Below are 14,811 nucleotides of genomic sequence, written 5' to 3' on the forward strand. Positions count from 1 at the left end.
CTGGTGGGTCCCTGCATCGCGGAGCCCCGGTCCATTCCTGGTCGGACCGGGGCATCGCGCTGTCCGGGCCGAGGGCTGCCCCGCTCCATTCCTGGCATCGCGCTGTCCGGGCCGGCGGGGCTCAGACGGTGATGACGGCCTTGCCACTCACCTGCCCCCGTTCCAGGCTGCGGACGGCCTCGGGGACCTCGCTGAGCGGGTACGTTCGGTCGACCACCGGCGTGACCTGGCCGGAGCCGACGAGCTCCGCCACCGCTCGCAGGTCGGCCTCCCGGGGCGCCATGAAGACCACGCGCAGCCGCTGGCGGGCGAACGGGTCCAGCAGCACGGTCCGGAGCTGGCGGTCGGTGCCGGCCAGCCACCGCCCGCCGCGTTCGCCGCCGACGATGACCACCGTTCCGCGGGGCGTGAGGGCTCTGCGCAGGTGGCGCAGCGGGCGGTTGCCCGCCGTGTCGACGATGACGTCGTAGCGGCTTCCCCGGCCGGCGAAGTCCTCGCGGGCGTAGTCGACGACCTCGGCCGCGCCGATCGACCGTACGAGGTCCGCCTTCGCCGCGCTGCACACGCCCGTGACCTCCGCCCCGGACGCCTTGGCGAGCTGCACCGCGTACGTCCCCACTCCCCCGCCCGCGCCGATGACCAGCACCCGCTGCCCCGCCCGCACCCGGGCCTGGTCGCGCAGCGCCTGGAGGGCGGTGATGGCCGAGGTCGGCACGGCCGCCGCGGGCTCGAACGCGAGGTCGCCCGGGATCGGCGCGAGCCGGTCCTCGCGGGCGCACGCGTACTCGGCGAAGGCCCCGCCGCCGCACGTGCCGAACACCCGGTCGCCGGGCCGGAACCGGGTCACGCCCGCGCCGACCGCCTCGACGACCCCCGCGACGTCGGTGCCGGGCCGGCCCTTGGGCGCGCGCAGCCCGATCGCCGGGCGCATCAGGTACGGGATGCCGGTCATCATGTGCCAGACGCCCATGTCGAGCCCAGCCGCGCGCACGCGTAACAGCACGTCGGTCTCACCGGGCGACGGCTTCTCGATGTCCCGAAATTTCAAGACATCGGCGGGCCCGTACTCGTCCTGAACGATCGCCTTCATGGTCACTCTCCCTCTGGATACTGGAACACGTCATCGAGCGGGACCCCGAACACCCGCGCGATCTGGAACGCCATCTCCAAGGAGGGCGAGTAGCGGCCCTGCTCGACGGCGATGATGGTCTGCCTGGTCACGCCGACCCGTTCGGCCAGCTCCGCCTGCGTCATCTCCCCGCTGGCGAACCGCAGGGCCCGGATCGAGTTCGTGACCTTGGTGGACTTCACCATGACGGCAGGCCCCGGCGGTAGGCGACGATCTTCAGCGCGGACCCCAGCACCGACGAGAGCACGAACGCCAGGTAGATCACGTTCGCGATCCAGAAGTAGCCGACCTCGGCCAGGGCCATCCACAACGCCGCCAGCCCGCCCAGAACGAGGCACCACTGGCCGGCGTATTGGCCGTAGCGCCAGATCTCGCGGTCACGCTGGTCCTTCATCCCGGCGCCTCGGCGGAAGACCGCCGAGAGCGCTATGTCGAGGACGATCGTCGCCGCGATCGCACCCCCGATGCTCCACAGCAGCGTCGCCGCGTAGGGCACCTCCGCGATGGAGGTGCCGGCCGCTCGGCCGAGGATGATCGCGACGTACGTGCCGTACGCGCAGACCGAGACCACGGCCATGATCCACGCGCGTCTCTCTTCGGATGCCATGCCTCGAATGTAAAACATCCCGGACTTCGTGTCTAGAATTCTTTACATGGCCGAGCGCAAGAAGGGCCCCGGGGCTCTCCCCGGGGCCCGCGAGGACTTCCTACTGCTTGGGGACCGAGATGATCAGCGCGTCACCCTGGCCGCCGCCGCCGCAGAGCCCGGCGGCGCCCAGGCCGCCGCCCCGGCGCTTCAGCTCGTACGCCAGCGTCAGCACGATCCGCGCGCCCGAGGCCCCGATCGGGTGGCCCAGGGCGATGCCGCCCCCGTTGACGTTGACCTTGTCCAGCGGCACGCCCAGCTCCTTGGCGGACTGCAGGACCACGCTGGCGAAGGCCTCGTTGATCTCCACCAGGTCCAGGTCGCCGGCCGTCGCGCCCTGCTTCGACAGCGCGTGCTTGATGGCGTTGGCCGGCTGGGACTGCAGGGACGCGTCCGGGCCCGCGACGTTGCCGTGCCTGCCGATCTCCGCCAGCCACTCCAGGCCCAGCTCCTCGGCCTTCGACTTCGACATGACCACGACGGCGCAGGCCCCGTCGGAGATCTGCGAGGCGGAGCCGGCCGTGATCGTGCCGTCGGCGGCGAAGGCCGGGCGGAGCTTGGCCAGGGTCTCCTGGGTGGTGTCACCGCGTACGCCCTCGTCCTCCTTGACGATCAGCGGCTCGCCGCGGCGCTGCGGGATCTCCACCGGGACGATCTCCTCGTCGAAGAGGCCGTTCTTGATGGCGGCGGCGGCCAGCTGGTGGGAGCGGGCCGACAGCGCGTCCTGCTCCTCGCGGCCGATGCCGAGCCGGGCGTTGTAGTGCTCGGTCGACTCGCCCATCGCGCGCTGGTCGAACGCGCAGAACAGGCCGTCGTGGGCCATCGAGTCGACGACCTGCGAACCGCCGTACTTGACGCCCTTGCGCAGGCCGGGCAGGAGGTGGGGGGCGTTGGTCATGGACTCCATGCCGCCGGCCACCACGATGTCGAACTCGCCCGCGCGGATGAGCTGGTCGGCCAGCGCGATGGCGTCCAGGCCCGACAGGCAGACCTTGTTGATGGTGACGGAGGGGACCGTCATGGGGATGCCGGCCTTGACGGCGGCCTGGCGGGAGGGGATCTGGCCCGCGCCGGCCTGCAGGACCTGGCCCATGATGACGTACTCGACGGCATCCGGCGCGACCCTGGCACGCTCCAGCGCGGCCTTGATGGCGACGCCCCCGAGATCCACGGCGGCCAGCCCGGACAGGGATCCCAGGAGCTTGCCGATGGGCGTGCGAGCTCCGGCCACGATGACGGAACTGGACATGACGGGGGCCTCCTACGCTCACGTCGGGTTCTTTGACACCATACCCACGAGTAGGCGGACGCTCGCTATGGAGGTGGGCCACATATGTTCATGCGGATCGACCACATCGGAATCGCGTGCAAGGACATCGAAGAGAAGATCGCGTTCTTCTCGGAGACGTTCGAGCTGACCGTGGTCGCCAGGGAGGTCAACGAGGAGCAGGGCGTGAAGGAGGCCATGCTGCGCATCTCCGACGGCGAAGGTGGGGGCTCCTACATTCAGCTTCTGGAACCTCTCTCTGAGGACTCCCCTGTGGGAAAATTCCTCGCTAAGCGTGGCGAGGGTGTCCATCATGTGGCATTCGGGGTTCCCGATGTCGCCCAGGCGATGGCTAAGATCAATGAGAAGGGTGTGAGGCTCCTGGACGAGCGTCCCAGGCACGGGTCGATGGGCTCCGAGATCGCGTTCCTGCACCCCAAGGACGTGGGAGGAATGCTGACGGAGTTGGTGCAGGCGGCCAAGCCCTAACGCCGGACCTGACAAATGTTAAAAAACGTTCATATGTAACTAGTCACGCAGAAAGTTGGACGGGGCTTCGCAGGTGGCACCAGCGGAGTACGCTTGACCTTCCACCGGACATGGAGCCTGCCCTTTGGCACAGGCTCCTGGATCGGATGCCCCGAACCCCCCGTCCGGCCCGTGTAGCCGTCTCGACAACCCAGGATTGAGCCTCCATGCAGTCCGACATCGACGCCCAGCTCAACAATTTCTTCGAGGACGCCCCCGCACGCGAGTTCGACGTGGTGCTCCGCGGTTACGACCGGCATCAGGTCCACGATCATCTGAAGCAGCTAGACGGAGAGCTACGGCAGTCCCGCGAGCAGGTGACGAGCCTGCAGCGCGACCTGTCCGACTCCCAGCGCCAGCTGCAGGAGCAGGAGCGCCCCACCTACTCCGGTCTCGGCGCCCGCATCGAGCAGCTGCTCCGCCTGGCCGAGGAGCAGGCCACGGAGCTCGTCCAGGCCGCCAGGTCCGAGGCCAACGAGATCAAGGCCGCGGCCAAGGTCGAGGCCGCCGACCTGCGGGCCGCCGCCGAGGCCGAGGCCGCCGAGAAGCGCGCCGTGGCCACGCGGGAGAGCGACGAGATGCGCTCGGCCGCCGACCGCGACGCCGAGGAGACCCGCTCGACCGCCCGTCGCGAGGCCGACGAGCTGACCAACACCACCGATCGCGAGGTCGCCAAGCTGCGGGCCACCGCCGACCACGAGGTGGCGGAGAAGCGGGCCGACGCCGAGCGGGAGATCGCCAAGCTCCGCACCACCGCCGAGCGCGAGGTCGCCCAGCTGCGGGCCTCGACCAAGCGCGAGCGCGACGAGGTGCTGACCACCGCCAAGCGGCAGGCCGACGAGATGCGCGCGCAGGCTCAGCGGGTGCTGGAGGAGTCGGAGGCCAAGCGGGCGCAGGACGAGGCGGAGTTCGAGATCCAGCTCGCCTCCCGCCGCGAGGAGGCCGAGCGCCAGGAGGCCGAGCGCCACGCCACCGCCCAGGCCAACACCCAGCGCATGGTCGCCGAGGCGGAGCAGCGCGCGGCCACGGCCGAGTCGCGGGCCACGAAGGCCACCCAGCAGGCCGAGCAGACCCGCCGCGAGGCGGACCTGCACGCCAAGCAGCTCGTCGCCAACGCCCGCAAGAGCTCCGAGACGATAGTGGCCGAGGCCAAGTCGAGCGCCGACACGATCGTCACCGAGGCGAAGAACGAGGCCGAGCGCACCCGCACGACCATGCAGCGCCAGGTCGACGAGCTCACCCGCCAGCGCGACAGCATCACCAGCCACCTCGCCCAGCTGCGCCAGCTGCTCGGCGGCGCGGCCCTGCCCGGCATGGAGCCGGAGCCCGCGGTCACGGCGGCCCCGGCCAAGCCGGCGCTCGCCGCTCCCGTGCCGGAGGCCCCGGCCACGACGCCCGCGGCGAAGGCCGAGAGCAAGTCCGAGGACGACGCCGAATGGTGGCAGGAGTAACCACCGGCCCACAGGTCGGGACTGCACACGGGGGCTGAAGGGCAGGCTGGAGAGAGCCTGGCGATCCAATGGTCGCTAGGCTCTCTCTTTGCTGTTTACCGACAATCTCGGGAGTGTCACCTTGTCCGCGGATGTCGATCCCACCGCCCCGGAGCCCACCGAGTCCGAAGAATCCACGACCACGAAGAGAGCCGCCCCGGCCCAGGAGGGTGACGGCGGCCCTCAGCCGTACGGACTGCCCGGGAAGCCGCTCGCCCGCGGCCCCTTCCTGTTCGGGCTGGTCGGCGGGCTGGGGGTGCTGACGGCGATCGCGATCGCCCAGATGGTCGTCGCGTCGCTGAGCACGATCATCCTGGTCGTCGTGGCCATGTTCCTGGCCGTCGGCCTCAACCCGGCCGTCGAGGCCCTCCAGCGCCGCGGCCTGGCCCGGCGGGGGGCGATCTCGATCGTGTTCGCCGGGGTCATCGTGGCGTTCGCGCTGTTCGGCCTGGCCGTGGTGCCGCCGGTGAGCCAGCAGTTGTCGGAGTTCGTGGCGGCGGTGCCCACGTACGTCACCGAGCTCGGCAAGAACCCGACGCTGCACCAGCTCGACGCCGACTACCAGATCCTGGCGCAGCTCAAGACGTTCGTGACGTCCACGCTGGGGCCGTCGCTGGCCAGCGGCATCATGGGCGCGGGGCTGGTGGTGCTGAACGGCGTCTACACCACGGTGACGCTGCTGGTGCTCATGCTCTACTTCCTCGGCTCGCTGCAGACGATCAAGGACCACCTGCTCAAGCTCGTACCGGCCTCCCGCAGGACCCGGACGAGGGCGATCAGCGAGCAGATCCTCTCCGGCATCGGCGGGTACGTGGCGGGCAACGTGCTCATCTCGGTCATCGCGGGCTTCCTGACCTGGATCTTCCTGTCCATCGCCGGAGTGCAGTACGCGCTCGCGCTCGCCCTGGTCGTGGCGCTGACGGACCTGATCCCGCTGGTGGGCGCCACGATCGGCGCGGTGCTCGTGACCGGGGTCGCGCTGCTGCAGTCGGTGCCCGCGGGGATCGCGTGCGCGGTCTTCTTCGTGATCTATCAGCAGGTCGAGAACTACTTCATCTATCCGAGGGTGATGAAGCGCTCGGTGGACGTGGCGCCGGCGGTGACGGTGATCGCCGCGCTGTTCGGCGGGGCGCTGCTGGGTATCGTCGGCGCGCTGCTGGCCATTCCGGTGGCGGCGGCCATCGCGTTGATCGTCCGGGAGGTGGTCCTGCCGCGCCAGGACCACGTCTGAGGGCCTCCCGGGGAGGGGCCGAGTCCAGTTGCCGACCGTGCCCCCGTCGCCCGTCTCACTCCGGCTGAGGTCCTTCGGGGGAAGGAGAGGGAGGGCTGAGGCCCTTGGGGTGTGCTCCCTAGGGCCGGGGTGGGGTCAGGGGCGGGAGGTGGCGAGGTCGGTGCGGAGGAATTCGGTGATCGCCGTGTTGAACGCCTCGGGCTGCTCCACCGCGCTCAGATGGCCCGCCTTCGGGATGATCTCCAGTCGCCCGTCGGGCACGGCGCGCGCCATCGCCTCCGCGTCGGCGGGTGGCGAGAGCTCGTCCTCCTCCCCCACCACGACCAGCAGCGGCACCTTCAGCGCGCTCAGCGTGTCGAACGAGTCGGGCCGCGCGGCCATCGCCCGTTGCGCCCAGGCGACCGCGCCCGGCGGCGCCGACTGCACGAGCCCCTTGACGCGCCCGAACACCATGGCCCGCCGCTCCCTCGTGGTCGGCCCGATGAGCGCCGGGAGCACCTCGCTGACCAGCACCTCGCTGCCCTCGGAGAGCACGGCCTGAGCGATGCGCTCCCTGTTGTCCCGCGCCGGGGGCGGGTCGGCGCCGGCCTTGGTGTCGGCCAGGATCACGCCGAGCACCCGGTCGGGGTGCCGGCGGCAGAACGCCATGGTCACGTAGCCGCCCATCGACAGCCCGCCCACCACCGCCCGCTCGATGCCCTCGTCATCGAGCAGCCTGGCGACGTCGTCGGCCATCAGGTCGAGCGACGGCTCGTCGTCGCCCAGGCGGGACCCGCCGAAGCCGCGCAGGTCGGGTGTGATGACCCGGCAGGCCTTGGCCAGTCCCTCGCGCTGGGCCAGCCACATGGCCGACGAGAGCGGGAACGCGTGAAGCAGCACAACCGGGAGCCCGGTTCCGGCCGATCTCGTGTAGAGCTGCACGGACCACACGGTAGCCCGGTTCACGGCCGCAAGCACTCAATGTCGTATGCCTATATCTGCCGAAAATCGAAGACTGCTTCTCTAAAGCTCCCCATAAAGGGGGCATTTCGCCAATGTCGGCTATAAAACTGGCATTGGCCGGCGAATAATCGCGTACACAATTAGATGGCGGTGGCACCGCCGTCCACGAACAGCACCTGGCCCGTCATGTACGCGGAAGCCGAGCTGGCCAGGAACACGGCCGGCTGGGCCATCTCCGCCACCGTCCCCCAGCGCCGCATGGGCACGGTGGCGACCGTGGCGGCGCCGGAGGTCTCGTCCTCCCAGAGGTTCCGGTTGAGGTCGGTGGCCGTCCAGCCTGGGCACAGCGCGTTGACCCGCACCCCCGCCCGCGCCCACTCCACGGCCAGCGTCTTGGTCAGCGCCACCAGCCCGGCCTTGGCGGCGGCGTACGGGGCGAGGAAGGGCGCGCCGAGCGCCGCCACCGACGCCACGTTGATGACCGTGCCGCCACCCCGCTCCAGCAGGTGGGGCGCGACGGTGTGGCAGACGATCATGGCCGAGTCGAGGTTGAGCCGCATCAGCTTGTCCCAGCCCGACAGCCGCAGGTCCTTGAACTCGACGAGGAAGTTGGAGCCGCCCGCGTTGTTGACCACGATGTCGAGGTGCCCGAGCCCGTCGATCGCCGCCGCGACGGCCCCCGCGGCGGCGTCGCGGTCGGTGAGGTCGGCGGGGATGACGACCGCGCGCCTGCCCAGAGCCTCGACCTCCTTGGCCACCTCGGCCAGGCTCTCGGCCGAGCGGGACACGAGCGCCACGTCGGCCCCCGCCTCGGCGTAGGCGAGCGCGATGCCCCGCCCGATCCCCTTCGACGCCCCCGTGACCAGAGCCTGCTTCCCACTGAGATCGAACGCGCTCACGCTGCCTCCTCGAATCATTACCGAACAAGATTCTAGTGACATGACACCCGAAAACGCCACCGGCGCGGAACCCGTGAGGGTCCCGCGCCGGTGTCCGTCAGTAGGGGCTAACCTCCCAAGCCCCAGATGATGATGTCGAGCGCGTCGGCTATACCGCTCTTGTCGAGATACTGGTTGACCTTGAAGCCGGTTTCGGCGATCGTGCCCGTCCTCGTGTTCTCGGGCTCGATCTTCTCCGGCCGGAAGATCTGCCGTTCGCCCTGGCCGGAGCCGCCGGGCCGGGCCGCCGGTGGCGGTCCGTCCGGATACATCCGGCCGTCTCGGTAGACGGTGTAGGACTGCGTCGGCTGGGTCGAGCCGTCGTTGCGGTAGATCTGGCTCGGCCGTGGCTGCATCGGCTGCCGGCTGTCCCTGGGCGGCGACTGCCGCTGCTGCGCCCTGTGGCTGGTCGGCCGCTGCGCCGGACGCTGCCGTGCCCGCTGGATCCCGCTGGGGAGCCGGCCTGCCCGCCTGTTGCGCGTCCTGGCCGCCGCCGCGGCCCGGCGCTTGGCCGCCTGCTCAGCGGCCTTTCTCCTCGCCTCTCTCTTCGCCGCCGCCGCGGCCCGCCGCTGTGCCCGTGCCGTGGCCGCCTTCCTGGCCCGCTCGGCCGCCCTCTTCTTGGCCTGTTCCTGGAGCTTCTTCCTGGCCGCGGCCGCGGCCTTCTTCCGCGCCGCCTCCAGGGCCCGCTTCTTGGCCTCCGCCGCGGCTCTCCGCCTGGCCTCCGCCAGTGCCCGGCGCCGTGCCGCCGCGAGGGCGGCCCTTCTCGCCGCCGCACGCGCCGCCGCGATGGCGGCCCGCCTGGCGGCGGCCATCGCCAGCCTCCTGGCGATGATCTGCGCCGAGACCCGCACCACGATCGCCGCGACGAACCAGAACAGCTGGCCGTCGGGGTCGCTCATGGTGACGGGGCTGTTGTTGGCGTAGGCGTAGGCGTTGAGCTGCTGCGGGTTCTGCTCCTCCATGACGGGGTCGACCGACAGGAAGCGCCCGTTCTTGGGGTCGTACTCGCGGGCCCCGAGATGGACCAGCCCGGTCGTGGAATCCTGCGTGCCTCCCACGAATCCGCGCTGCCCCGGCCAGAACGCCGGTGGCGATCCCCGGTTCTCGCCGAAGGGCGTCGTCCTGCGTACTGCCAGCTCACCGGTCCCGGCGTTCACGGCCGCCTGAGCGGTGCCCTGGTGGTCGTTGACCAGGAAGTAGACCTGGTTGTCCGGCGTGCGCACCGCGATGGGCTCGCCGCCGATGGTGTAGTAGCGAGTCTGCTCGACGGCGTCCTTGGCGAAGTCGAAGCGCAACTCGATGTCGTCGATGTAGAGCGTGGAGTCGGTCGGCGTCTTGCGGATCAGCCGGTCGCCCTCCGCGTTGTACACGAAGGACGTCGTCTTGCCCGCCTCCGTCACCGACTCCAGGTTGCCCTCGGCGTCCCAGACCAGGCTCTGGTCGGAGTTGCCGACCTTGCGCCTGGTGGTGTTGCCCGCGGCGTCGTACTCGAAGAGGTCCGACCCGACGGTCTGGAGCGCGTGCGGCTGCTTGGCACCCGCCGCCGGGTAGGTGGAGGTACGGGTGGTCTCACCCGCGCCACCCCAGGCGTGCTTGATCTCCTTGGTCCGGTTGCCGGTGGCGTCGTACTCGTAGCTGAGCGCGTACGGGGCCACGCCGCCGATCTTGTCGGACTGCGGGCTGCCGCTGGCGCAGTCGTCGGTGCCCGTCCACGCCGAGGTCATCCGGCGCAGATGGTCGTACTTGAAGCACTGCGTGTCCTGGCCGCTCGCGCCCTTGTCGGCGATCTTGGTGATGTTGCCGACCGCGTCGTAGCTGTAGTTGAGGTCCAGGTCGGTCGCCGCGGCGCCCTCCCTGTCCACCCGCATCCTGGACATCCTGCGGGTGCCCTCGTCATGGGTGTAGGTGACCCAGGTCTTCTTGCCTCCCGTGCTCAGCTCCTGCTGCAGGGTCTCGCCCAGCTTGGAGTAGCGGGTCGCGGTCACGTACGTGTTCAGGCCGCTGACCTTGGTCGGCTGGCTGAGCTCGTCGTAGGTGTAGACGACCTGCTCCTCCGCCAGGCCGCCCGCGGCCGGGAAGCTGACGGACTGGACCTGGTCGTCGATCGTGTAGCGGGTGTTGAGCTGGTACGAACCCGCCAGCTTGCCCTCCCGCTCGGGGACGGTGACGGTCTCGCGCAGCGTGCGGTAGTCGGAGTCGATCGCGTTGATCTCGGCCTTGTACGCCTGCCCGCCCGTGTAGCGGATGCTGGCGTTCATGTGGCCCTTGGCCAGCGCGTCGTACTGCCACTCGGCGAGCAGCGGACCGGTCGCGGAGCCGTCGCGCAGCTCCTTCTTGCGGCCCAGCGCGTCGTAGACGTAGTACAACGTCTTGCCGCGCGAGTCGGTCGTGGTGACCAGCTCGTCGGCGTCGTTGTACGTCATCGTGGTGGCCCCCTTGTCGGGGTCCTCCATCTTGATCTCGCGGCCACGCATGTCGTAGTGGTGCTTCCACACGTTGCCCGCCGCGTCGGTCACCGTGGACAGGCGTCCGGCGTGGTCGTAGGTGTACTTGGTGGACTCGTACTCGCCCGTCGGAGTGGCGCCCTTGTACTGGCGCAACTCGATGAGCCGGTCCTCGGCGTCGCCGATGCGGGTCGTGGCGGTGCCGCCGGGCGGCGGCGTGATGTTGACCCGGTCGCCCTGCTGCGTGGTGCTGACCCGGTACTTCTCCTGGCCCTTCGACTTGAGGATCTGCGCGTTGGCGTCACCGCTGCCGTCGAAGGTCACCACGACCTGGTTGGGCACGTCCACGTCGGCCACGGCGAGCAGGTCGGTGGAGGGCGTCCCGGTGGCGAAGTAGCCGGTGTTCGCCTTGGCCGCCTCGCCGAGCGAGTTGTAGACGGTGTCGGTGATCGTGCGCCCGTCACGCAGCGCCGGGTCCTGCGTCTGCTCGTCGCGGGGCGCGGGCTCCTGGGTCTGGCGCTTGCGCATCAGGCCGTCGTACAGCTCGTGGCTCGCGCTGTAGGTGCCGTCCGCGTTCAGCGTCTTCGTGGTGACGAAGCTGGGACCGTCGGTGCGCATCGAGTAGTCGTACTCGGTGCTGGGCGACTGGTTGGCCGCCTTGCTGCGGTCGGGCTGCCAGACCTTGACCAGGCGGCCGAGCGCGTCGTACTCCATGTCGATGCGGCGGTTGTTCGCGTCGACCTCGGCGTACGGCTCGCCCCAGGCCGGTTCGAGCAGGGTGCGCTCGACGTGGCCCAGCTGGTTGGTCTCCGTGATCTCGGTCGGGGGCGCGCCCGCCGTCGGGGTGTAGGTGGTGGTGGACTTGGTGCCCAGCGCGTCGGTCTCGCTGGTCTCGCGACCGTAGGCGTCGTAGGTGTGGGTGCTCTCGACGATCGTCGCGCCGTCCCCGGAGACGGTGTTCTCGACGGTGGTCACGTCACCCTTGGTCGGCGCCTGGCCGTACGCCTTGTTGTCGTACTGGACCTTCTGGTCGGAGATGACCTCACCGGCGGCCAGCGTGGACACGGCGGTGCCGCAGCCGGCGGCGACCTTCTGGATCCGGCTCGTGTAGTCGAGCATCCAGCTGGTGTCGTTGCGGGCGTAGGTGTAGCGGGTGCACTGGTCGTCGTCGGTGGTGGCCAGGTCGCCCTTCTCCTCCACCTGGGTGAGCAGGCCCTTGGTGTCGTACTCGCGCTCCTCGCCGGTACGACGCCACTTGCCTCCCTCCAGCGCGGTGCGGGTGACCATGGACTTGGGCTCGACCACGTAGGCGGCCTTGGTGACACCGCTCTGCGTGGACTCGGCGGTCTTGACGGACCAGGGCGCCTCGAGCGTGGCGCTCAGGATGGCCCCGCCGTCGCCGTCGTAGACCACCTCCTCGCGCTCGAAGCCGGCGAACTGGTCGAGGTCGTCGAGCTTGACGCCCTCGGTGTCCGTGACCTGCGCGCTGCGCTTGGAGCCGTCGGCCTGCTTGTCACCGTCCATGCCGCGGAAGTAGCGGAACTCCGTCAGCGTGCGCTTGGTGTCCTGGCCGTCGCCCTGACGCACCCGGACCCGGCCGTAGCCCCGGAAGTCCGACCACGTGCGGTGCTCGGGCTTGACGAGGATGTTCTCGGCGTAGCGCCAGGCGGTCCCGTCGAGGTACTCGTAGTCGGTGACGACGTTGGGGGCGCCGCCGACGCGGTCCACCTCCATCGTCTGCGTGACCACGTACTTGTGGAACCAGTCGGTCACCTCGGCCTCGTTCGGCGGTGACCAGCGCTGCGGGAAGCAGCGCCTGGCGTTCTTGTCGGCGGCGGGCACGTCGCCGGGCTTGCAGTCGGCGGCGGAGTAGTTGACGCGCAGCTCGCCGCCGGACTCGTTGTTCACGGCCTGCACGCGCCACTTGACCAGCGGAGCGCGGCCCTCGTTGGCGTCCACCCGGTTGGGCAGCTGCACACCGATGAACGTGACCTTGGGCAGCGTGATCGTGCCGCCCACGTGACCGCTCTGCTGGATCGACGCCAGCCACAGCGCCGGGCTCATGCCGTCACCCGAGGCGGGGAACTGGTGCGCGAGCGTCCAGGAGTCCACCGGGGTGTACTGGCCCGAGGCGTTGATGATCTGCGTGGTGACCTTGGTCAGGCGCTTGCGCGTGAAGAACGTCGGCGACAGGCGTTCGGTGCACTTCACGCCGGAGTCACAGATCTGGTCGAACGGGACGTCCGGCCAGCTGCTGGCGGTCTCCTTCTTGAGCTGGTCGGCGGCGCAGGTGATGGTGCCGCTGGGCAGGCAGCGCTCGGCCACGTCGAAGACGACGCGGGAGGCGGGAGCCTTGGTGAACAGCTCGTTCTGCAGGTAGCCGTAGTCGATGCGGGTGAGGTAGCCCGCGCGGTCGTACACGGTGCCCAGCTCGGGCTTCATGTTGCGGCCGTAGTAGTTCTTCTCCTGCGCGTACCAGTACGTGGTGGCGTTGCCGTGGGTGTCCACCGCGTAGTCCAGGTTCCACCGGTATGCCTGCTGGCACCAGGCGTTGGCCGGGGTGCTGTTGTAGCAGGGCTCGCCGCTGTTGTTGCCGAACACCGGCACTGTCTGGACCGACTTCGTCTCCGCCTTGCCGGTGACCCAGCCGGGCAGCCGGTTCAGGCCGAAGGTGTACTGGGTGCCGTCGGCGCCGGTGACCCGCCAGTACTCGCCGTTGTTGTCGCCGTTGGTGGCGCCGGTGAGGTACTCGATGCGGGTGCCGTCGTCGCGCTTGGGCCGCCACTGCTTGCTCGTGGCGTCCTTGACCAGCTCGACGGCCGAGTTGCCGAGCGACAGGGTGACGTTCTCCCCGTCCCAGCACAGGTCGCCGGTCTTCTTGCCGTCGACCATGCAGGACTTGTAGCGGCGCTCGATGTAGCCGCTGGGGTTCAGCTCGAAGCCCTCACCGACCCAGGAGGCCTGGTTGTTGGTGGAGGCGGTGCGACCGTCCACGCTCTGGGAGGAGTAGTCGATCGACAACTCCGGCTCGTCGCCGCCCAGCGCGGGAGGGGTGCGCAGGTCGTAGTCCCAGTTGAAGTCGCCGGTCTGGGGACCGACGCCCCAGCTCGCCGACGGGGCGAGCGAGGTGGCGGAGTGGTCGCCGGACTGGCCCGAGGCCGCGGCCGTGACCGCGTACAGGCCGGCCGGCTCGAACTCGGCGGTCAGCGTGCCCGCCTTCGGGTCGTTCTCGCTCTTGACCGGCTGGGGGGCGGCGCAGCCGGCCGCCTCGGTCAGGGCGCACTCCTCCAGCTTGACCACGCGGAGCCGGGCGCCGTAGTCGCCGCCGTAGGCGTAGCGGAAGCCGGAGTAGTCGATCTGCAGGCGGGACTTCTTGCCGGACGCGGCCTTGAGGCTCGCTCCCTGGCCGGGCGATACGCGCATCGCGAGGCCGAGCAGCTTGGAGTCGAGGAGCTCGACGCGTACCGGGTCGGAGGTCTCGGCCGTGGCGGCGGCGGCTTTGGCGTCTTTCTGCGGGGCCAGCTTCACGGGGAAGCCGGTCGCCGCCAGGGTGCTCGCCCCGGTGCCGCCCAGCTCCGCCGCCTGGGGTTTGGGCCAGGCGACGCCTGGTGGCGCCTTCCACGCCTGTTTCTCGACGGGATTGGCCATCGGGGGCAGGACCGGGACGCTCTTGCCCTTGATCGGCTTCTCGTTCTCCACCGAGGGGGCGGGCCGGGACGCGGCCTGCGCGGGCATGGCGTACGTGAGGGGGACGACGAGGGCGATGGTGAGCACCGCCGCGAGTCTGCGAGGCCAGGGCGACTCGGGCTTGGGCTTGACGAAACGGTTCCAGTAAGGGTCTGGATTGTCGGGTTCGTCGGGTTCGTGAGGTCGATTCCAGCGGGATTCGGGCAGGTCTAACTCACTCGGCAGGTCCATGAACCTCTCCCAGTCGGGGTGCAGATCGGACTTACTGGGGTGGGTGGGTGGGTGGGAACTTACTGGGCGGCCAGCTGAGCGATCTGCTCTGTGCTCAGCACGCCGTCATACGTGCGGACGTCGTCCACGGCTCCTGGCCAGTAGCCGGTGAAGGCGCCCGCGGTCTTGGTCCGGCCCAGCTGCAGCGGGCCGGTGGCGTTCCACGCGCTCGCGTGGGACGTGATGGTGGTGGTCGAGAGCTGGCCGTTGATGTAGATGCGCAGCTCGCCGGCCAGCGC

At 70.0% G+C, this 14,811-nt stretch carries 11 protein-coding genes; 3 read left to right on the plus strand and 8 right to left on the minus strand.

Annotated elements, in window-relative coordinates; translation table 11 throughout:
- Positions 1-121: 121 nt before the first annotated feature.
- The 4 genes from ACWDX9_RS07235 to ACWDX9_RS07250 all read right to left on the minus strand — a co-directional run bounded on the left by ACWDX9_RS07235 (position 122) and on the right by ACWDX9_RS07250 (position 3,024).
- Entirely contained in the window at positions 122-1,090 is a 969-nt protein-coding gene (locus ACWDX9_RS07235) for an NAD(P)-dependent alcohol dehydrogenase (RefSeq protein WP_449950038.1), read from the minus strand.
- Between the two features lie 2 nt (positions 1,091-1,092).
- A complete protein-coding gene (locus ACWDX9_RS07240) occupies positions 1,093-1,314 on the minus strand; it encodes a helix-turn-helix transcriptional regulator (protein WP_449950041.1) in 222 nt (73 codons plus the stop codon).
- Positions 1,308-1,736 (minus strand): hypothetical protein, encoded by a 429-nt coding sequence (locus ACWDX9_RS07245; protein WP_449950043.1) that lies wholly within the window; start codon positions 1,734-1,736, stop codon positions 1,308-1,310. The genes ACWDX9_RS07240 and ACWDX9_RS07245 overlap by 7 nt, the downstream gene beginning before the upstream one ends.
- A 100-nt stretch (positions 1,737-1,836) precedes the next feature.
- The gene (locus tag ACWDX9_RS07250; RefSeq protein WP_449950046.1) at positions 1,837-3,024 is read right to left on the minus strand and encodes an acetyl-CoA C-acetyltransferase; all 1,188 of its coding nucleotides are present in this window, start codon (positions 3,022-3,024) and stop codon (positions 1,837-1,839) included.
- A gap of 84 nt (positions 3,025-3,108) precedes the next feature.
- Here ACWDX9_RS07250 and mce point away from each other — a divergent pair, with 84 nt between their 5' ends.
- From mce to ACWDX9_RS07265, 3 genes are all read left to right on the plus strand, one after another.
- A complete protein-coding gene (mce, locus tag ACWDX9_RS07255) occupies positions 3,109-3,531 on the plus strand; it encodes a methylmalonyl-CoA epimerase (RefSeq protein WP_319712687.1) in 423 nt (140 codons plus the stop codon).
- A gap of 206 nt (positions 3,532-3,737) precedes the next feature.
- Complete coding sequence (locus ACWDX9_RS07260) at positions 3,738-5,021, plus strand: DivIVA domain-containing protein (protein WP_449950049.1); 1,284 nt, start codon at positions 3,738-3,740, stop codon at positions 5,019-5,021.
- 121 nt (positions 5,022-5,142) lie between these two features.
- The gene (locus ACWDX9_RS07265) at positions 5,143-6,291 is read left to right on the plus strand and encodes an AI-2E family transporter (RefSeq protein ID WP_449950051.1); all 1,149 of its coding nucleotides are present in this window, start codon (positions 5,143-5,145) and stop codon (positions 6,289-6,291) included.
- A gap of 135 nt (positions 6,292-6,426) precedes the next feature.
- Here the strand turns inward: ACWDX9_RS07265 and ACWDX9_RS07270 are convergent, their stop codons facing one another.
- The 4 genes from ACWDX9_RS07270 to ACWDX9_RS07285 form a co-directional block, all read right to left on the minus strand.
- Entirely contained in the window at positions 6,427-7,212 is a 786-nt protein-coding gene (locus tag ACWDX9_RS07270) for an alpha/beta fold hydrolase (RefSeq protein WP_449950053.1), read from the minus strand.
- A gap of 161 nt (positions 7,213-7,373) precedes the next feature.
- Positions 7,374-8,132, minus strand: a complete 759-nt coding sequence (locus ACWDX9_RS07275; protein ID WP_449950055.1) for an SDR family NAD(P)-dependent oxidoreductase — start codon at positions 8,130-8,132, stop codon at positions 7,374-7,376.
- Positions 8,133-8,239: 107 nt separating this feature from the next.
- Positions 8,240-14,389, minus strand: a complete 6,150-nt coding sequence (locus ACWDX9_RS07280; protein WP_449950057.1) for an RHS repeat domain-containing protein — start codon at positions 14,387-14,389, stop codon at positions 8,240-8,242.
- Between the two features lie 203 nt (positions 14,390-14,592).
- Positions 14,593-14,811: LamG-like jellyroll fold domain-containing protein (locus ACWDX9_RS07285; RefSeq protein WP_449950060.1), on the minus strand; the 219-nt coding region annotated here is incomplete at its 5' end.

The sequence above is a fragment of the Nonomuraea sp. NPDC003201 genome, from assembly GCF_053590415.1.